This window comes from Luteibacter sp. KNZ12-1A, from assembly GCF_056755675.1.
Genome location: NZ_JBPGXU010000036.1, coordinates 16,080 through 33,963, shown reverse-complemented (window position 1 = coordinate 33,963; position 17,884 = coordinate 16,080). Strand labels below are relative to the sequence as shown.

The 17,884-nt window shown below is 65.5% G+C and carries 23 protein-coding genes, 1 tRNA gene and 1 pseudogene; 6 read left to right on the top strand and 19 right to left on the bottom strand.

Features of this window, described 5'->3' with window-relative positions; translation table 11 throughout:
• The 8 genes and pseudogenes from ACR9ZJ_RS09760 to ACR9ZJ_RS09725 form a co-directional block, all read right to left on the bottom strand.
• A pseudogene (locus ACR9ZJ_RS09760) lies at positions 1-212 on the bottom strand (aminoglycoside phosphotransferase family protein); the annotation flags it as partial.
• A 20-nt stretch (positions 213-232) separates the two neighbouring features.
• Positions 233-967, bottom strand: coding sequence for an HvfC/BufC family peptide modification chaperone (locus ACR9ZJ_RS09755; RefSeq protein WP_481281674.1), 735 nt, complete (start codon positions 965-967; stop codon positions 233-235).
• Positions 964-1,806 (bottom strand): MNIO family bufferin maturase, encoded by an 843-nt coding sequence (bufB, locus tag ACR9ZJ_RS09750; RefSeq protein ID WP_481281675.1) that lies wholly within the window; start codon positions 1,804-1,806, stop codon positions 964-966. The genes ACR9ZJ_RS09755 and bufB (ACR9ZJ_RS09750) overlap by 4 nt, the downstream gene beginning before the upstream one ends.
• A 61-nt stretch (positions 1,807-1,867) precedes the next feature.
• Entirely contained in the window at positions 1,868-2,137 is a 270-nt protein-coding gene (gene bufA2, locus ACR9ZJ_RS09745; protein ID WP_306851094.1) for a BufA2 family periplasmic bufferin-type metallophore, read from the bottom strand.
• A gap of 89 nt (positions 2,138-2,226) precedes the next feature.
• Positions 2,227-2,697, bottom strand: a complete 471-nt coding sequence (locus ACR9ZJ_RS09740) for a DoxX family protein (protein WP_481281676.1) — start codon at positions 2,695-2,697, stop codon at positions 2,227-2,229.
• Between the two features lie 9 nt (positions 2,698-2,706).
• The gene (locus ACR9ZJ_RS09735; protein ID WP_481281677.1) at positions 2,707-3,441 is read right to left on the bottom strand and encodes an HvfC/BufC family peptide modification chaperone; all 735 of its coding nucleotides are present in this window, start codon (positions 3,439-3,441) and stop codon (positions 2,707-2,709) included.
• Positions 3,438-4,274, bottom strand: a complete 837-nt coding sequence (gene bufB / locus ACR9ZJ_RS09730) for an MNIO family bufferin maturase (RefSeq protein ID WP_481281678.1) — start codon at positions 4,272-4,274, stop codon at positions 3,438-3,440. The genes ACR9ZJ_RS09735 and bufB (ACR9ZJ_RS09730) overlap by 4 nt, the downstream gene beginning before the upstream one ends.
• A gap of 6 nt (positions 4,275-4,280) precedes the next feature.
• A complete protein-coding gene (locus tag ACR9ZJ_RS09725; protein ID WP_481281679.1) occupies positions 4,281-4,559 on the bottom strand; it encodes a BufA1 family periplasmic bufferin-type metallophore in 279 nt (92 codons plus the stop codon).
• A 226-nt stretch (positions 4,560-4,785) separates the two neighbouring features.
• On the opposite strand from ACR9ZJ_RS09725, the gene ACR9ZJ_RS09720 reads away from it, so the two are divergent.
• From ACR9ZJ_RS09720 to ACR9ZJ_RS09710, 3 genes are all read left to right on the top strand, one after another.
• Positions 4,786-5,403: a sigma-70 family RNA polymerase sigma factor gene (locus ACR9ZJ_RS09720; protein ID WP_481281680.1), complete on the top strand. Its 618-nt coding sequence runs from the start codon at positions 4,786-4,788 to the stop codon at positions 5,401-5,403.
• Entirely contained in the window at positions 5,400-6,041 is a 642-nt protein-coding gene (locus ACR9ZJ_RS09715; protein WP_481287648.1) for a DUF1109 domain-containing protein, read from the top strand. The genes ACR9ZJ_RS09720 and ACR9ZJ_RS09715 overlap by 4 nt, the downstream gene beginning before the upstream one ends.
• 204 nt (positions 6,042-6,245) lie before the next feature.
• Positions 6,246-7,193: an MASE1 domain-containing protein gene (locus tag ACR9ZJ_RS09710; RefSeq protein ID WP_481287647.1), complete on the top strand. Its 948-nt coding sequence runs from the start codon at positions 6,246-6,248 to the stop codon at positions 7,191-7,193.
• 44 nt (positions 7,194-7,237) lie between these two features.
• Here the strand turns inward: ACR9ZJ_RS09710 and ACR9ZJ_RS09705 are convergent, their stop codons facing one another.
• The 4 genes from ACR9ZJ_RS09705 to rplM all read right to left on the bottom strand — a co-directional run bounded on the left by ACR9ZJ_RS09705 (position 7,238) and on the right by rplM (position 8,980).
• On the bottom strand, positions 7,238-7,690 hold the full coding sequence (locus tag ACR9ZJ_RS09705) for a hypothetical protein (RefSeq protein ID WP_481281683.1): 453 nt from the start codon (positions 7,688-7,690) through the stop codon (positions 7,238-7,240).
• Positions 7,691-8,018: 328 nt separating this feature from the next.
• Positions 8,019-8,092, bottom strand: a tRNA-Gln gene (locus ACR9ZJ_RS09700).
• A 57-nt stretch (positions 8,093-8,149) separates the two neighbouring features.
• Positions 8,150-8,542, bottom strand: a complete 393-nt coding sequence (gene rpsI, locus ACR9ZJ_RS09695) for a 30S ribosomal protein S9 (RefSeq protein WP_306851136.1) — start codon at positions 8,540-8,542, stop codon at positions 8,150-8,152.
• Between the two features lie 9 nt (positions 8,543-8,551).
• On the bottom strand, positions 8,552-8,980 hold the full coding sequence (gene rplM / locus ACR9ZJ_RS09690; protein ID WP_306851138.1) for a 50S ribosomal protein L13: 429 nt from the start codon (positions 8,978-8,980) through the stop codon (positions 8,552-8,554).
• Between the two features lie 266 nt (positions 8,981-9,246).
• Here rplM and coq7 point away from each other — a divergent pair, with 266 nt between their 5' ends.
• Positions 9,247-9,888 (top strand): 2-polyprenyl-3-methyl-6-methoxy-1,4-benzoquinone monooxygenase, encoded by a 642-nt coding sequence (gene coq7 / locus ACR9ZJ_RS09685; protein ID WP_481281684.1) that lies wholly within the window; start codon positions 9,247-9,249, stop codon positions 9,886-9,888.
• Positions 9,889-9,896: 8 nt separating this feature from the next.
• Here coq7 and ACR9ZJ_RS09680 read toward each other — a convergent pair whose 3' ends face one another.
• Together ACR9ZJ_RS09680 and speD are read right to left on the bottom strand one after the other, a co-directional pair.
• Positions 9,897-10,583: an extensin-like domain-containing protein gene (locus ACR9ZJ_RS09680; RefSeq protein WP_481287646.1), complete on the bottom strand. Its 687-nt coding sequence runs from the start codon at positions 10,581-10,583 to the stop codon at positions 9,897-9,899.
• 358 nt (positions 10,584-10,941) lie between these two features.
• A complete protein-coding gene (gene speD / locus ACR9ZJ_RS09675) occupies positions 10,942-11,727 on the bottom strand; it encodes an adenosylmethionine decarboxylase (protein WP_089981013.1) in 786 nt (261 codons plus the stop codon).
• 337 nt (positions 11,728-12,064) lie between these two features.
• On the opposite strand from speD, the gene crp reads away from it, so the two are divergent.
• A complete protein-coding gene (gene crp, locus ACR9ZJ_RS09670; RefSeq protein ID WP_306851143.1) occupies positions 12,065-12,760 on the top strand; it encodes a cAMP-activated global transcriptional regulator CRP in 696 nt (231 codons plus the stop codon).
• Positions 12,761-12,776: 16 nt separating this feature from the next.
• Here the strand turns inward: crp and ACR9ZJ_RS09665 are convergent, their stop codons facing one another.
• Complete coding sequence (locus ACR9ZJ_RS09665; protein WP_481281686.1) at positions 12,777-13,727, bottom strand: bifunctional helix-turn-helix transcriptional regulator/GNAT family N-acetyltransferase; 951 nt, start codon at positions 13,725-13,727, stop codon at positions 12,777-12,779.
• A 137-nt stretch (positions 13,728-13,864) separates the two neighbouring features.
• On the opposite strand from ACR9ZJ_RS09665, the gene ACR9ZJ_RS09660 reads away from it, so the two are divergent.
• The gene (locus tag ACR9ZJ_RS09660) at positions 13,865-14,611 is read left to right on the top strand and encodes a sulfite exporter TauE/SafE family protein (protein ID WP_481281687.1); all 747 of its coding nucleotides are present in this window, start codon (positions 13,865-13,867) and stop codon (positions 14,609-14,611) included.
• Here the strand turns inward: ACR9ZJ_RS09660 and ACR9ZJ_RS09655 are convergent.
• From ACR9ZJ_RS09655 to ACR9ZJ_RS09640, 4 genes are read right to left on the bottom strand one after another with little or no spacing between them, the layout of a single operon-like run.
• Entirely contained in the window at positions 14,608-15,315 is a 708-nt protein-coding gene (locus ACR9ZJ_RS09655) for an HAD family hydrolase (protein ID WP_481287645.1), read from the bottom strand. The two genes, ACR9ZJ_RS09660 and ACR9ZJ_RS09655, sit on opposite strands and share 4 nt — an antisense overlap.
• A 4-nt stretch (positions 15,316-15,319) precedes the next feature.
• Entirely contained in the window at positions 15,320-16,162 is an 843-nt protein-coding gene (gene trpC / locus ACR9ZJ_RS09650) for an indole-3-glycerol phosphate synthase TrpC (protein WP_481281689.1), read from the bottom strand.
• Positions 16,163-16,212: 50 nt separating this feature from the next.
• Positions 16,213-17,244: an anthranilate phosphoribosyltransferase gene (trpD, locus tag ACR9ZJ_RS09645; RefSeq protein WP_481287644.1), complete on the bottom strand. Its 1,032-nt coding sequence runs from the start codon at positions 17,242-17,244 to the stop codon at positions 16,213-16,215.
• 16 nt (positions 17,245-17,260) lie between these two features.
• Complete coding sequence (locus ACR9ZJ_RS09640) at positions 17,261-17,857, bottom strand: anthranilate synthase component II (RefSeq protein WP_481281691.1); 597 nt, start codon at positions 17,855-17,857, stop codon at positions 17,261-17,263.
• Positions 17,858-17,884: the final 27 nt, after the last annotated feature.

Genomic DNA, 17,884 nt, shown 5'->3' with positions numbered 1-17,884 from the left:
CGCTGTCGTTGATCACGTTGAAGCTGGAGTTGTGGCGCCGCCCGCGCGGCCGCGGAGCGCGGCCGTGGGCTGCGCCAGTCGACGGAAACCAGCGAGCCGAGCGCCGCTATCCGCGCGACGACGGCCGCCACTTCGTCCTCCGTCAGTGGCGGCCAGTCCGGCTCCAGGTGGTCGCCTGCGAGCCCATGGGCCAGGTGTGCGTCATCGATCATCGACACAGTGTAGCGATGTCTCAGCGACGCAACCCGCGGATCATGCCTTCGGCCGTCCATGCACCAAGGCAGCCGCCGGCGATGCGCGTGATGCGCTCCTGGTCATGTGTACGACCGAGGTATTCGCATAGTTCGCCGAAGGTGGCCCCGGTGAGGGCAAGGTCGAGGCATGCGGACTCGTCCGCCGTCATGCTGGCGAACTGGGGCGAAAGCCCGTTGCGCCACACGCGCGCGCCCACGCCCTGCTCCACGGCGACGGGTGCCGGAGGGGGTATGCCATCGGCGATCGCGCGCCAGATGGCGACGGCGTTGCTTCGCATCGGGCGGAAGCGCAAGGTCGGCACGAAGTCGATCTCCACGCGATCCCAATCGTCGGCGGCAAGATCGCCCACTCCGATGGTGTCGGCGTCCGGCCCCGAGAACGCGCGACGCAGATGCCAGTCCAGCCATGCAAGCTCGGCGACTTCGTCGTCCGCGGGATAGGCCCGTTCGAGAAACGGCACGAACGACTCGCCGTACGCGTCCAGTGTCCATGACGACGGCACGTGCCGTTCGACGTAGCGCGATGCCACCGCGTCGAAGACGTCGTCGCCCAGCCATAGCGCGGTCTTCTCGTAAGAGTCGCGCAGGCACGCCACGAGCTGGCTACGGTAGTTGTTGGCGTGGACCGCCATGCCGCGGGGATCGACGCCTTCGGGAACGGTGCCCGTGAAAAGCGCGGACGCGAAGGCGCGTTGGCGGTTGCGCAGGTTCATGCGGCGCGCTGGCGAACCGCATCGGCGAGGTCGCGCGCGTGGGCGACTTCCGCCAGCAGTTCGGGAAGTGGCGGGATGCTGTCGTCACGCTCGATCATCACGGCGACATCGCCGAGTCGCTCGATGAAACGCGTATACAACGCCCATACGGGGTCGGGCACGGGTGCGTCATGCGTATCCACGAGCATGTCGCGCCCCTGGCTGTGCCCAGCGAGGTGGACCTGGCGCACGCGATCCAGCGGAAGGCGTTCGAGCCAGTCGTCCGGATCGAAGCCGTGGTTCGTCGCGCTGACGTAGATGTTGTTCACGTCCAGAAGCAGGAAGCAACCCGTGCGATCGCAGAGTTCGTGGAGGAAGGCCGCCTCGCCCATGGCCGTCTCGGGAAAATCGATATAGGTCGATGGATTCTCGAGTACCAGGGCGCGCCCCAACGCATCTTGCGCGGCGTGTACGTTGTCGGCGACCAGGTCGAGCGCTTCGCGGGTATAGGGCAACGGAAGCAGGTCGTGTGAATTGTGGCCATCGATGCCCGTCCAGCACAGATGGTCCGAGACCCATAGCGGTTCGACACGGTCGGCCAATCGACGCAGGCGGCGCAGGTAATGGCTGTCGACGCCGTCGGACGAACCGATGTTCATCGACACGCCATGCAGGGCGACAGGATAGCTCCCGCGAACGCGCATGAGCACGTCGAGCGGCTTGCCGCCGTCGACCATGAAGTTTTCCGAGATCACCTCGAGGAAATCGACCGCCTGCGGCGCCTCGAGGAAATCGGTGTAGTGCGGAATGCGCAAGCCGAGTCCAAATCCATGGAACGGGATCGGCGATGGGTGGGACATGACACGCTCCGCGAAACGAAATACCCGGCCGCCGGAGCGGCCGGGCGATGATCCAGGACCCTTACTTCGCCGGCGGCGTGGTGCTGCCGCCCTGCGCCGTGCACTCCTGCACGGACACGGCCTTGAAGCCCTGGCCCTTGCAATCGTTCTGGCCCTTGCACTCGTGGTTGCCCGACTTGCAGTCGGACGTGCCCTTGCAGCTGTTGATGCCGTAGCAATGTACCGTCTTGCCGGCGGCCTGTTCGGCGGCGTGGGCCGGCGCCGAGATCGCGGCGGCCGATACGGCGAAGATGGCGGCGGCAGCGGCGATGCTGTGGGTGGCGGTATGCATGGTCGTTCTCCGTACGGAAAGGAATGCCGGGATGGCATGGACGAATTCGCCGCACCGGCACATCCGGTTACAGCTGGATACGCTTTTTTTCAGCGGATGCCAAGGGCACGGTCGACAGAAAGACGACCGCCGCCGCGGGCGACGAGATACAGCTGGATCGCCGCCCAGGACAGATGGGTCGGCCAGGCATCCGGATAGACGAATACCTCGATCACCGTGGTCATCCCCAGGAGGACGAACGCGGAAAAACGGGTGGCCAGGCCCAGCACGAGCAGGATCGGCACGAAGGTTTCGATGCCCGCCGACAGGTGCGCGGCGATCTCGGGCGGAACCAGCGGGATCTTGTACTCGCTGCGGAACAGCTCGTACGTACCCTCGGTGATGGTAAGCAAGCCTTCCACTTTCGTGCGGCCCGATTGAAAGAAGACCGCGGCGATGGACAGCCTCGCGACGAGGGCGAGGATGTCGTGTCCGATCCATCGTTCGACGCGGTCGGCGAGTGCGTTCCAGCGCGTGCGCAGCGATCGGCGCGCGGTGACGGTGATGGTGGTCGAAGCCATGGCAAGTCCTCAGGAATGGGCAAAGGCGCCGGACCGCAACAGTCCGGAAAAAGTGAACTCGATGGACGCGTCCGGATGCGCCCGGGCGACGGCGGTGGCCGCCTCGCCCAGCGTGGCACCCTGTCGGCACGCCTCGAGCAAGGTGAGTTCGGCGGGCGATGCGGGGAGCACGCTGACCTCGCCAGCCACGCGCACGGCGATCGCGCATTCGGGGCGCCAGGCCAGCGCGCCGTCGACCGCGATGCCGTCCCTGCTCGGTTGCCAGATCGACAGCACGGGGAAAGGCGAAGCCAGCCATCGCGTCGCCGGGTGAACACGCAGGCGCATGGCCTCCAGCGCGGACGGCGCCAGTCCCACGAGACGGTCGACGTCGAACGGCTCCGCGTCTGCGGCATCGAGGGTTTCGTTCCAGAGCCGGTCCAGTCGGGCCACGTCCGCCAGGTAAGGCAGTTCCGCCGCTGGTTCGAATGATTCGAGAAACCCGGGAAAACCTTCTCCATAACAAGCCAGGCGCACATCGCTCGGCGGTGACCGCGTGGCGTGGATCGCCGCGGCGGCACGAAACCAGTCGCGTCCGACCAGGCAGAGCACGGCGGGGAAATTCGCCTCCAGCGCATCGAGACAGGCACGCATCACGGTATGGCGGTAAACGGCGAAAGGACACTGGCTGGCGGGGAGGAACGTGGATGCTTCGTCATGGAGCGCTTCCACGAAGGCGGCCTGGAAATCCGCCAGGGTGCTCATGCCGCCTGCCCTTGCGATTCGAGCATCCTTCCCGCGCGCGCGCACTCCTGAAGCATTGCATCGAGCGACGGCAGGTTACCGTCACGCTCGATCAGGGTCGGGCGCGGTCCGCCTCGCGACAGCACATGACGGTACAGTTCCCATACGGGCTCATCCACTGGCGCATCATGCGAATCGATCAGCAGGTTCGCCGGAGGGTCTCCCTCCACGCTGTGCCCGGCGAGATGTATTTCGGTGACGGCGTGCAGTGGGAAGGCTTGCAGGTAGGCAAGTGCATCGATGCCGATGTTATTCGCACTGACATGCACGTTGTTGATATCGAGCAGCAACCCACAGCCCGTCCGGCGGACGAGTTCGGCCAGGAAATCGGTCTCGCTCCAGTCGTGGCCATCGAGCACGAGGTAGTGGGCCGGATTCTCGATCGAGATGCCGCACCCCAGCGCTTCCTGGCTGCGCAGGATGTTCGCGACGATGCATTCCAGCGCCTCCCGCGTGCGGGGGAAAGGCAGCAGGTCGGGCATGTAGCGTCCGCCCCACGCCGACCAGGCCAGATGCTCCGAGACGAGCACGGGCCTGACGCGATCCACGAGTCGTCGCAAACGGCGCAGATGACCGGTATCGGGCGGCGCCGCCGCCGCGAGCGAAAGCGACACCCCGTGCAACGACAGCGGGTGACGATCCGCCAAGGCATCCAGCATCGCCAGACGCGGCCCTCCGTCGCCCATGTAGTTTTCTGGATGGACCTCGAACCACAATCCCGGGGAGGCGCAGCGAAGCGCCTCATGGAAATACCGCGGCTTGAAACCGAGGCCGGCGGCGAGCGGCGGACGCATGGCGGGTCAGCCCACCTTGGTCAGCGAACCCATGCCGTGAGGCGTCTTGATCGACGTGCACGTGCCAGCGGGGACGTTCTTCCAGGCGTTTTTCTGGTAATCGGCCTTCGCCGTGCCCGCGCAGGTCGTACCCGGGCCGGCGGCGCAGTCGTTCTGTCCTGCCTTGGCCACGCCCCAGCATTTCTCGACGGCGGGTTTCCGGGCATCCTGGTTGCCGTCGGCATGGGCGACACCGGCGACGAGGGCGGCAAGGGTGAGGGTAAGCGAGACGGCGTGACGATTCATGCGATGCTCCTTCGTATAGCGGACACGATGTCCGGGTCGAGAAGGAGTTCGCGTCCGAGCCTCGAAGGGTTACAGCGAATTTTTTTTCCTTAGTCGTAACCAAAATGCGCCTGGCTACGAATACCGTGGCATGCACACCCGCGCGTCGCCATGGCTCTTCGCCTTTCCGGCACCCTCCCGGCGCCGCACCCCCTCCCGTCGAGGCCCTTGCGATGCCCTATCCAACATGGCTGAATCCCTGTCGATGGAACGCCGGGAGGTGATCGCCAGTCCCGCCGAAAGGCAAGACGTGAGAGGCACGCCAGCGGCCGAGGCCGAATTGCGCGCGAGCTTCATCGCCGGGCTGGCTGGGGACGCGGCACGCTATCGCCAGTTCCTCGACGGCCTGTCCGGACACCTGCGCGCCTACCTGCGGCGCCGTCTTCCCCGCGCCCAGGCCGACGTCGAGGACATCCTGCAGGAGACCTTGCTCGCCGTGCACAATGCACGGCACACGTATCGCACGGAGCAGCCATTGACCGCCTGGGTCCACGCGATCGCCCGTTACAAGCTGATGGATTTCTTTCGGGCCCATTCGCGGCGCGAGGCGTTGCACGAGCCCTTCGACGACGATGGCGGCCTGTTCGTCGCCTCGGATGTCGATCCTGCCGACGCGCGGCGCGACGTCGGGGTCCTGCTCGAAGCCCTGCCCGACCGCCATCGCCTGCCCATCGTGCTGGTGAAGCTGCAAGGCCTCTCGGTTTCCGAAGCGGCACGGCGCTGCGGCATGTCCGAGTCGGCGGTGAAGGTGGGAGTCCACCGTGGCCTGAAAGCGTTGGCTGCGCGCATCCGGAGCCGGTCATGAAAACCGACGACCTCGTCACCTTGCTGGCCAGCCGGGCCCCCGCCGTCGACCGCCGGGGACCCGCCCGGCGTTTCGCGCTCGCCTGGGTAGCCGGGTTGGGGGGCGCATTGCTCCTGATGATCATCCTGCTGGGGGTCCGCCCCGATATCGGCGAAGCGGCCCGGGTGCCGACATTCTGGTTCCGGCTGGCCTATGCGAGCGCCATCGCCGCGGCGGCGCTATGGGTCACGTCACGACTCGCCCGGCCGGGTGTCCGCGTGGGAGGGGCCTGGGCGGTGCTCGCCACGCCGGTCGCGCTGGGCTGGATCGCGATGGCCTGGGTGCTCGCCCATGCCGCCCCCGGCACACATCTGCCCCTGATCCTTGGCCATACATGGCGGGTATGCCCCATCCTGATCGCGGTCCTGGCGATGCCGGCCTTCGTCGCCATGCTCTGGGCCGTACGCGGCATGGCACCGGTACGGCCCCGGCTGGCCGGAGCGGCCGTCGGCCTGCTGGCGGGGGCCACGGGAACGGTCGCGTATTGCCTGCATTGCCCGGAAATGGCACCACCGTTCTGGTCCACCTGGTATCTTCTGGGCATGCTCATCCCGGCCGCCCTGGGTACCCTGGCAGGGCCAAGGGCGCTACGCTGGTAACCCTCAATCAGGGCCCTTAATCGGCAAATCGTCCGAAACGGGCTCCAATCGATGGCGGGCCGGCCGCTATAGCTTCAAACTAGTCGTGCCGTCGCGAACCGGGTCCGCCCGTTTCCTGCGTCACGGCACCAGCGGTCAGTGGATGAAGTGCCTCGTCATCGGCTGACCAGACCCGGTCCGGACGAGTGAGGCGAGGGGCATAACGTGGGCGGAACAAACAGGGATCCGTTTGCCTGGGGGCGATATGTCGCCGTCGCAGGAGCCTATGCGGCGTGTTACGAGCTGACCCGGTATTTTTCATTTTCGCATTGGATGCTGCCGGCTGGCCTGCGCCTGGCTTGCCTGCTGCTGGTCCCGCGTCGTTTCTGGCCAGCGCTCGCGATCGGCGAGGCGCTACCGATCGCCGAGATGGCGGTACTGCACGCCTCGGCTTTCGGCGTGTATTTCGCCATCGTCGCTTCGATTCCACCCATTCTGTTTTGCATGCCCGCTATTGCCTGGCTGCGTACGCGCACGACACTCCTGCGCGCCGACGGGCAGATAAACATGGGCATGATCATGGGAGCGGCACTGATTTGCGCGACAGCCACCGCGGTGAGCAACTCGGCCGCGCTCGCGTCAGTGGTCATGGGCGACGGATCGGTGACGCCACCCGTGACAACTTCGCTTTTTCTCGCCTGGATACTGGGCGCCTATCTCGGCGCTCTCACACTCACGCCGACCATCATGGCGTTACGCGAACGGCTGGCAGGGCAACCCGCCAAGGTCGTCACGTGGCGTGCCGTATGGCATAGCACCCTCACCCGCGATGCACTGTTCCTTGTCGTGCCTGGACTCGCGCTGTTGATGGGCCTTGCCTCCCAGCTAAGCGATGGCCCCCTCCAGTGGGCGCGTATCGCGATGGTCATTCCCGTGCTTGGAATGACCTGGCGTCATGGATGGCACGGCACCGCCATCGGCGGCATGCTGGCGAGTATCGCGATGGCGTCGACCGCGTTCGAGCTTCAGGATCCAGCGATGATCCAGGCGCAGGCCGTACTTTCCTTCGTTATTTCCACATCGCTGTTGCTGGGAGTGAAAGTGGCACGCCGTATCGCGGCGGCGCTCGTCCCGCGTGCGCGCGAAGCATCGACCACGCCTCACCACCAGTAAGGGAGGAGCCGAAGCGACTCCTCCCTGCACTTGAAGCACCACCTTCACGGACCGCGGCTGGCGCATTCCGGGGGCGTCTTGCAGTCGCTTCCGACCATCATCATCTGCGTCGTACCGTCGGCCTGGGGTGCCACGAACAACTTCACCGTGCCGTCGTCGTATACGGTCTCACCCGTCGTGCTCGCGGGCACCGGCAGCGGCTCGTCCGGCGTGGCAAGGCGAGTGGCATCCACGCCGATCGGTAAGCCGACCAGGCTATACGCCGTGCGCGCGAAGGCACCGCGCACCGTGCCGTTGGCGTCGTTGACCTGGACGTAATGGGTACCGCCACGCTGGAACACGTACACGTGGTAGTTCGGGCTGGTGCTGACGTCGGTGGCATTCGGCCAGGCCTGACCCAGCCCCGAGAGGGAGGTTTGTGCCTGGACCGCGCCCGTCCCGAGCGCGACGGAAAGGGTGATGAGTGAAGCTAGCAACGAACGGGCATGGATGCGCATGGTCGTGGTCCTCGTGGCTGGTGGGCAAGTCTGCGACTGGAATGCCGCAGATCCTGCGACTCGACCATGGCGAATCCATGGCCGATCAGCCCACTTTCCCCCATCGATCGGGGCGCCGACGGGGCGCCTGCCGAATTCGCGCATACCTCGAGCGTTCCTGAATAGCCGGAGCGGCCATTCGTTCAGGACCGGGGTCAGTTCGACTCGACGCTCGTTCGTTGCCGGCGTGAAAGCCAGGTCCAACGATCCCGATGCGCTGGACACCCGCGACCTTCCGCGAAAAACCAAAAAGAAAAGGGCCTTGATTTCTCAAGGCCCTTTTCTGGTTTGGCTGGGAGACTAGGATTCGAACCTAGATAAACGGAGTCAGAGTCCGTTGTCCTACCGTTAGACGATCTCCCAATAAACCGGGATTCGACGCGCTCTGACCGTGGTGCGTCGAACTTTGAAGCGCGTGTATTAGCGCTTCGAGAACTGCGTGGCGCGACGGGCCTTGTGGAGACCGACCTTCTTACGCTCGACTTCGCGGGCGTCGCGGGTCATGAAACCAGCCTTGCGCAGCGGCGACTTCAGCGCTTCGTCGTATTCGACGAGGGCGCGGGCGATGCCGAGGCGAATGGCGCCGGCCTGACCCGTGATGCCGCCACCGGCGACCGTCACCATGATGTCGAACTTCTCGACGTTGTCGGTCAGTTCGAGCGGCTGGCGCACGATCATGCGCGAGGTCTCACGACCGAAGAACTGCTCGAGCGGCTTGCCGTTGACGACGATGCCACCGGTGCCCTTGCGGAGGAACACGCGGGCGGCGGAGGTCTTGCGGCGGCCGGTACCGTAATTCTGCTGGATAGCCATGTCGATTCCTTAGATTTCCAGCGCCTGCGGCTGCTGAGCGGTGTGCGGGTGCTCGGCGCCGCCGTACACCTTGAGCTTGCGGTACATGGCGCGACCCAGCGGGTTCTTCGGCAGCATGCCCTTGACGGCGATCTCGATCACGCGCTCCGGATGCGTGGCCAGCAGATCCTTGAGACTCGTGGTCTTCAGGTTGCCGACGTAGCCGGTGAAGCGGTGGTACATCTTGTCGTCCAGCTTGGCACCGGTCACGGCCACCTTCTCGGCATTGATCACGACGATGTAATCGCCGGTATCGACGTGCGGGGTGAACTCGGGCTTGTGCTTGCCGCGGAGGCGACGCGCAACCTCGGTCGACAGGCGACCCAGGGTCTTGTTCGTGGCATCAACCACGAACCAATCGCGCTTGACGCTTTCCGGCTTGGCGGTGAACGTTTTCATTTCAAATACCTGGTTTGCCGCCTGGACAGACGGAACACGGAATCGGTGAAAGCAAAGGCGCGAGAGAATAGCGGACTTTTCCCTCATCGCGCAAGCCCACGTTGCACGTGAGCTTTGGGCCGACAATCATAACATGATGACCGGGCCGCTTCACAAGCCTGCCCGGTCGATGGGAAGGCGACCGCGACAAGCGGCCGCAGCGCCTTCACCTGGCATTGGGCGGTGGGCATTGTAACGTGTGTCATCCCCGTACGTCAGGAGTTCCCATGTCCGTTCGCTCGCTGAACCGCCTCGACCGCCTGATTTCCGGCCTCGAACGCGCCATGGAGGCCGTCGCGGGTTCGCCGGAGCCCGTTCAGCGTTCTCCGGGCGACGCGGTGCCGGATGCGCCCATGGACGACGCCGAACGGCGCCATGCCGCCGGACTGATGCGGATCAACCATGTCGGGGAGGTGTGTGCCCAGGCGCTTTACGTGGGCCAGGCGGCTCTCGCGCGCACGGAAGAGACACGTCGGCACCTGATGCACGCCGCGCAGGAGGAAACCGACCACCTGGCCTGGTGCGCGGAGCGCCTGAAGCAACTCGACAGCCGCCCCAGCCTGCTCAATCCGCTCTGGTACGCCGGCAGCTACGCCATCGGCGTGGCCGCGGCGGCCGTCGGCGATCCGATCAGCCTGGGTTTCGTCGTCGAGACCGAGCGCCAGGTGGAGGCTCATCTCGCCGAGCACCTGGAACGCCTGCCCCCGCAGGACGAGCGTTCCCGCGCCATCCTCCGCCAGATGCAGGCCGACGAGGTCCGCCACGCCGATGCCGCGCAGGCCCGTGGCGGCATCGACCTGCCCTGGCCCCTGCCGCGCCTGATGCACGCAGCGTCCACGGTGATGAAGACCGTCGCCTACCGGATCTGAGCGGGACCTCAGCGGCAGCCGCCGAAACCGCTTCCTTGCAAGTGGAAGTGCGTGCGATGCGCCGCGTTGTAATCCGGGCCGAGGAAGGCGCCGAAGTAGCGGCACCCTTCGTGTTGCAGGCCGCGAAGGAAGGCCGAACCGTCTGGGCTGGTCCAGTCCTTCTCCACGCTCAGCCGCTTTCCGTTCGCCAGGCGCCAACCGGTCATGTCGATGGCATCGGCCTTGGCGTGGCGACTCAACGGCGCCTGGTTCCGGTGATAGACGTTGCGGCAGGCATAGCTGCCCACGTGATCGATCGTCCGCACCGGCGAGCCGAACGTGGCCTCGGCCGCAGGCTGGACCACGCGGCGCTGGAACAACACCAGGGATGCCGCGAGCGGACAGGTGACCATCGCCGGCGAGGCCAAGCGCGCCTCGCCGACCGAGGAAAGACGCACCGCATCTGTCCAGCCGCATCCGCCGGCCTCCTGGCGATCCGCAAGAGGGGTGAAGACCGCCCCCGCGTCTCGCAGCGCCGCGTGGCACATGGCGGGATCGTCGCCGAGCCGGGCCAGCTTGAAGCGCAGGAAGATATCCGGCTCCGCCCGGAGATCGAGCGGAGCCCAAGGGTTGTAGCGATCGGGCGGGCGCCAGCCACCTAGCCATGCGGCGGCAACCAGGGCCAACAGCAGGAGGAAGAGCAGAAGCGGACGCATGAAACGACGCTAATGCGGCGCACGTGAAGGCCGGATGCCTCCTCATGCCTCGGTGTCAAAGGAGAGACTCTAGTGGAGAGGTTCCGGTGGGAGCCGACCCTGTCGGCGATGGGTGCTTGCCGTCGCCTGGCCCCCTGCCGCGGGATCGCCGACAAGGTCGGCTCCCACCAGGGCAGTCCTCCCTCCACGGCAACTCTCCCATCAGGGCAGCCCTCCCTCCACGGCAACTCTTCCTCCAAGCAGCCCTCTCCACGGCAGCTTTCCCCTCCAAGACAGCCCTCCCTCCACTGCAGCTTTCCCACCGCGGCGGTCGTTCCGCCCGTGCCAAGAAAAAACCCCGCTTTCGCGGGGTCTTTCGTCACATCAGGTTGCGGCCGTGGAAGAGTTCCTCGATCTCCCGGCGGAGCAGCGATTCGATGCGCTGGCGTTCCTTGAACGAGAGGTCGTCGGCCTGGGCCTCGAAGAGGTAGGTGTCGAGGTCGAAGTCCTTGATGTGCATCTTCGTGTGGAAGATGTTCTCCTGGTACACGTTCACGTCGAACATCTCGTATTTCTGGCGGATGTGCTTGGCCAGGTAGTCCTGCACCGAGTTGATCTTGTGATCCATGAAGTGCTTCTTGCCCTTCACGTCGCGCGTGAAGCCACGCACGCGGTAATCGGCGATCACGATGTCCGACTCGAAGCTGTCGATCAGGTAGTTCAGGGCCTTCAGCGGCGAGATGACACCGCAGGTGGCCACGTCGATATCGGCGCGGAAGGTGGCGATACCGTTGTGCGGATGGGTTTCCGGGTACGTATGGACGGTAATGTGGCTCTTGTCCATGTGCGCCACGACGGCGCCCGAGATCGTGTCGCGGCCGAGCTTCTCGACCACCGGCTCCTCGGAAATGAGGATGGTGACCGACGCTCCCTGGGGATCGTAGTCCTGGCGGGCGATGTTCAGGATGTTCGCGCCGATGATCTCCGCCACGTCCGTCAGGATCTGGGTCAGGCGATCGGCGTCGTACTGCTCGTCGATGTACTCGATATAGTTCTGCCGCTGCTGTTCGGAAACGGCATAGCAGATATCGTAGATGTTGAAGCTCAGCGCCTTGGTAAGGTTGTTGAAACCTTGCAGGCGAAGGCGGGGAAGCGGTTTGACCACAGCGACTCTCCGAGGCCGGGGGAACGGCCAGCAGCAGACGCGGGTTAGCAGCAAGGGTCCCCGCAACGATGAAAGACGACGAACGAGACGAATAGTCTGCCCGGCGCTTGTGTACGGCGTGAGACAAGGGGTCTGGACGCCGAGGGGGTGAAATTATGGGGCAAGATGGTGAAGATTTGAACACGCGGCGCGTCCTTCCCCCCAAATGGTGGATTTTGGCGCCCGGATGTCTGCAATAATCCCCAGGGGACATGGCGAGTCGGCGACGCCTGACGGAAATCCGTCGGCTGACCGCTGAAGGGGAACGCCATGCCATTGAGGCTCAACGGAATCTGCTGTGGCTCAACTCAAATATCTGTTGCAACAGGCGTTCGAACGGTCGCAGGCTCCCTCGAGCTTCGCGCCCGACCCGGCCTCCATGGGCCGCTTTCTGGATGCTTGCCATCGTCGTCGCTATCCGGGGAAGACGGCGATCATCCGGCCGGGAGACCCGGCCAACACGCTCTACTATGTCGTCGACGGCTCGCTTGCCGTCTGCACCGAGGACGAAGAAGGCCGGGAATTGATCCTGGCCTATATCAATCGCGGCCAGTTCATCGGTGAAATGGGGCTTTTCGTGGAACAGGCCCAGCGCGAGTCGCTGGTCCGTACGCGAACGGCCGTGGAAATGGCCGAGATCAGCTATGAACGGCTCTTCCAGCTCCTGGAAGGCCCGCTCGCCGCCGAATGCCCGAAACTGCTGTTCGCCATCGGTTCACAGTTGACCCATCGCCTCCTGCGCACCTCTCGCCAGGTGAGCCGGATGGCGTTCATGGACGTGACGAACCGGGTGTCGCGCACCTTGCTCGATCTCTGCCAGGAACCGGACGCCATGACCCATCCCGACGGGACGCAGATACGCATCTCCCGCCAGGAAGTCAGCCGTATCGTCGGCTGCTCCCGTGAAATGGTGGGTCGCGTGCTCAAGCAACTCGAGGAAGAGCGGATGATCGACGTCGCGGGCAAGACCATCGTGGTCCGCGGCACCCGCTGATGACGCCGGGGCCCGTTCACGGCCCCCGGTAGATCATGTAGACGTCCGCCCGCTCGTAATGCGAGCCGGGCCGGACGGATGCCTGACGGACGAAACCGGCCCGCTCGTACATGCCCAACGCACGGTCCAGGCGGCTGTTCGACTCCAGGAACAATTCCCGGCCGCCGCGCCGGCGATATTCGGCGATCGCTTCGCCGAGCAGCTTGCGACCAGCGCCAAGGCCCCGATAGTTCTCGTCCACGCCCATCTTGGACAATTCATAGACGCCTTCGCTTTCACGAATGAGCGCGCAGGTACCCACGACCTCGCCCGCGTAGAGGGCGAAGAAAATCGCTCCGCCCGCGTCGACGACCAGACCTTCGGGATCGGCGAACAACGCGTTGTCCACCTCCTCCACGCGGAAGTAGCGCTCCAGCCATTGCTGGTTGAGCCGGCGGAAGTGCTCGCGCAGGCCCGGCTCGAAGGGCACGATGTCCACGGTCGCGCGCGACAGCGTGGCCCGCTGTTCGAGGATGGCCGTCACCAGCGGACGTTCGGCGAGGGCCTGTTCGCAGCCATCGATCGCGTCGAGCAGCGCGCGGCCGCGCGGCCCCAGCGATTCGGTCATGCCACGGCGGATGGCAAGCCATACCGGCCCCAGCGCACCCAGCGCGCGCTCGCCCGCGTCGGTCAGCGCCAGCACGCTGCGGCGGCCATCCTGCGGATCGCGCTGGCGAACGACCATGCCGGCATCGACCAGCCGGTCGGCGAGTTGGCTGACCGCGGAATGCGTCTGGCCGATCGCCAGCGCCATGTCGGTGACCGTCGTGGGACCCACGTCGCGCAGATAGCGCAACACCGGGAACCAGCGCGACTCGATACCCGCGCCGCACGCCTTGTAGACCTCGTCGACGGCCTGGTAGAACTGGTCGCTCAAAGCCTTGAGACGACTGCCGAGCGCCAGCTCACGCAGGGAAGAGAGGTACATCGGCGATCCAATGGGGAGGTTGGGAAAACGAGGCTAGCGGCGTCGCGATGCCGCACGCAAGCATTCCGTCCTTTCTTCATGCCGGGATCGCACCCACCTCGTATATGGTGGATCCCGACCCTTCCTCTGGACGGTACATGGACTGGAGCCAATTCCTGATTTTCGTCGGCGTGGGCCTGCTCGCCCAACTGGTCGATGGCGCGCTCGGCATGGCCTACGGCGTCGTTTCCAACGCCGTACTGCTCGCGCTGGGCCTGCCGCCGGCCGTCGCCAGCGCGACCGTGCACACGGCTGAAATTTTCACGACCGGGGTATCCGGCGGTGCGCATGCGCTGTTCGGCAACGTCGACTGGAAGGCGTTCCGCCGGCTGGCCATTCCCGGCGTGATCGGTGGGGTGATCGGCGCGTGGTTCCTCGCCAGCGTGCCTGGCGACACCATCAAACCCTTTGTGTACGCGTACCTGTTGATCCTGGGCGTGGTGGTGCTGGTGCGCGCGGCCGGCAAGGTGGTCTCCCACCACCGGGTGCGCCACAAGGGGATCCTGGGCTTCGTCGCCGGCTTGCTCGATGCCATCGGCGGCGGCGGTTGGGGCCCGATCGCCACCTCCACCCTGCTGGCGCGCGGTGGGGCCGTGCGGCACACCATCGGCACCGTGAACGCGGCGGAGTTCGTCGTCACCCTGGCGATTTCCACCACGCTGATCGCGCACATGGGCATACAGCACTGGCCGATCGTCCTGGGCCTGCTCACGGGCGGGGTGATCGCGGCGCCGCTGGCCGCCTGGCTGGTGAGGCACCTGCCGCCACGCTACGTGATGACCGCGGTGGGCTGCCTCATCATCGGGATCAGCCTCTACCAGCTGGGCAATTACGTCCTGCGCTAGAACCAGTACAGGATTTCGAGCTTGTCACCCAGGGCGCGCCCGGCCTTCTTCGCGGTCTTCGGCGTGGGATTGACCAGTTTCGCCGCATCGGCCGCCTTGAGCAGGGGCAGGTCCGACAGCGAGTCGCCATAGGCGACGCTCCAGGGGCGCGGAACGCCCTCCCGCTCAAGGGCGCGAACCTTGGCGCCGTCCACGTTATGCCGGATGAAGCGCATGCCGAACAGGCCGCCGCGGGTCTGCGAGGCCACCAGCTCGTGGCCGCCGAGGTTCACTTCATCGAGGATCGCCTCGACCATCTGCCGGTCGTTGCCACTGACGACGATCACGCGGTCGCCGGCGTCGACATGCCTGCGCAAGGTCGCCACCGCGTCGCGAAAGAACACGCCGGGACGCCGCGCATAGGCTCGGGCGTAGGCGTCGATCATTCGCCGGTACGAGGCTTCGCGGCGGCCGAACGTGGTCACGCGCAGGAAGACGCGACCGAGGAAACGATTGCCTCGCACACTGCCGATCAGCAGGGGCACCAGGGGCACGATGGGAAGCGCCACCAGCAACCGCCAGCGTCCCGCGCCTGAAAGGCGTTCGCGGAAGAACATCTCCAGTGTCTGATGGCGGACGATCACGCCATCGAAATCGAACAACACGACACGCCGCGCATCGGCGGCGGTGTCGTCGGCCACCGCCGTCGCCATCCCCTGGTCCATCGCGTCAGTGTCGGTGCGGCTGGGGCTGGGTACCGAAGAGCTTCTGCAATTCGGCGCCCGGGTCGGCGGCACGCATGAAGGCCTCGCCCACCAGGAAGGTATGGATGCCCGCCTCGCGCAACTTGCGCACGTCCTCGGGCGTATGGATGCCCGATTCGGCGACGATCGCCGTATCCGGGCCCACGCGATCGTTGAGCTTCAGGGAGGTGCCCAGCGACGTCTCGAAGGTACGCAGGTTGCGGTTGTTCACGCCGATCAGCGGCGCGGGAAGACTCAGGGCCACTTCGAGCTCTTCCTCGTTGTGCACCTCGACGAGCACGTCGAGATCGAGTTCGGCGGCGAGCAAGGAAAGCTCGGTCAACCGGTTCTCGTCGTAGATCACGTCTTCACCGCCCTTGTCGGCGAAGGCGGAGACGATCAGCAGGATGCAGTCGGCACCGATCACCCGGGCCTCGTACACCTGGTACTCGTCGATGATGAAATCCTTGCGCAGGATGGGCAGCGAACAGGCCTTGCGCGCCTGGTCGAGGTAATCTTCGTGGCCCTGGAAGAAATCGGCATCGGTGAGCACGGAGAGGCAGGTGGCGCCTCCGCGTTCGTAGCTGCTCGCGATCGCCGCCGGATCGAAATCGGCACGGATAAGCCCCTTGCTGGGGCTGGCCTTCTTTATCTCGGCGATGACCGCCGGCTTGCCATCGTGCAGGCGCGCATCGATGGCGGCCACGAAGCCACGCGTATCCTCGAGGTCGGCGATGCGTGCCGCAAGGTCGTCGAGTGAGCGCTTGCGGCTGCGCTCGGCGATCTCTTGCACCTTGCGGTCGAGAATGCGATGGAGAATGTCGGGCATCGAGGGACTTCCTTGGGAAAGGCCGGGGCTTTCGGGGAGCCCCGACGATATCAGGCGCCGAGCCGTTGTGTCGCGGCCACGAACGCGTCCATTTTTACACGAGCCGCGCCACTTGCGATGGTCGCGCGGGCAAGGTCGATACCGGCCTGTATGGAAGGCGTGACGTCGGCGGTATACAGCGCGGCACCCGCGTTCAGGCAAACGATGTCATGGGGAACGCCCGGGGTGCCGGATATGGCATCCAGCAACATTCCCATGGATTCGGTCGAGTCTTCCACGCGGAGATTACGGCTCGATGCCATCGACAGGCCGAAATCTTCCGGCTCGATCTCGTACTCATGCACGGCGCCATCGCGCAACTCGCCCACCATCGTCGCGGCGCCCAGCGAAATCTCGTCCATCCCGTCGCGACCCCATACCACCATGGCGTGCCTGGCGCCCAACGCCTGGAGCACGCGGATCTGGATGCCGACGAGATCGGGATGGAACACGCCCATGAGGATATTCGGGGCGCCCGCCGGGTTGGTCAGCGGCCCGAGGATGTTGAAGATCGTGCGGACGCCCATTTCACGGCGGACGGGCGATACCACCTTCATCGCCGGATGATGGTTGGGCGCGAACATGAAGCCGATATCGGTCTGTTTCATGCAGACCGCGACCTGCGCCGGAAGCAGGTCGATGCGCGCGCCCAGGGCCTCGAGCACGTCGGCGCTGCCCGACTTGGACGAGACGCTGCGGCCACCATGCTTGGCGACGCGCGCGCCGGCGGCCGCGGCGACGAACATGGATGCCGTGGAGATGTTGAACGTCGAGGCGCCGTCACCGCCGGTGCCGACGATATCGAGGAAATGGGGATGGGGGCCGGCCTCGACCTTCGCCGAGAGATCGCGCATCACGCGCGCGGCGCCGGTGATCTCACCGACGGTTTCCTTCTTCACGCGCAGGCCGGTGAGGATGGCCGCCGTCATCAGCGGGCTGACATCGCCCCGCATGATCTGGTGCATCAACTCGATCATCTCGTCGTGGAAGATCTCGCGGTGCTCGATCGTGCGCTGCAGCGCCTCGGAGGGAGTCATCGGCATGGCGCTTGGATCCTTCTTACGCGGCGAGCGGCAGCGGCATGCCGAGGAAGTTGCGCAGCAGGTCGTGGCCGTGCTGGGTGAGGATCGATTCCGGATGGAACTGCACGCCCTCGATATCGAGCGTGCGATGGCGCAGGCCCATGATCTCGTCGATCGAGCCGTCCTCGCGTTCGGTCCACGCGGTGACTTCGAGGCAATCCGGCACGGATTCCTTCTCGACCACCAGGGAGTGGTATCGCGTGGCCTCGAACGGATTCGGCAGGCCGGCGAACACGCCCTGCCCGCGATGCCGTACAGGCGAGGTCTTGCCGTGCATGATCTCCCGCGCACGGATCACCTTGCCGCCGAACACCTGGCCGATGGCCTGGTGCCCCAGGCAGACCCCGAAGATGGGCACTTCGCCCGCCATCTCGCGCAGGATGTCCATGGACACGCCCGAATCGTTCGGCGTACCCGGCCCTGGCGAGATCATGATCCGCGACGGCGCCAGTGCGCGGATGTCCGCGATGGCAAGGGCATCGTTCCTTACGACTTTCACTTCCTGCCCCAACTCGCCGAGGTACTGGACGAGGTTGAAGGTGAAGCTGTCGTAGTTGTCGATCATCAGGAGCACGTGCTTATCCTATTGATTTGCGGAGCC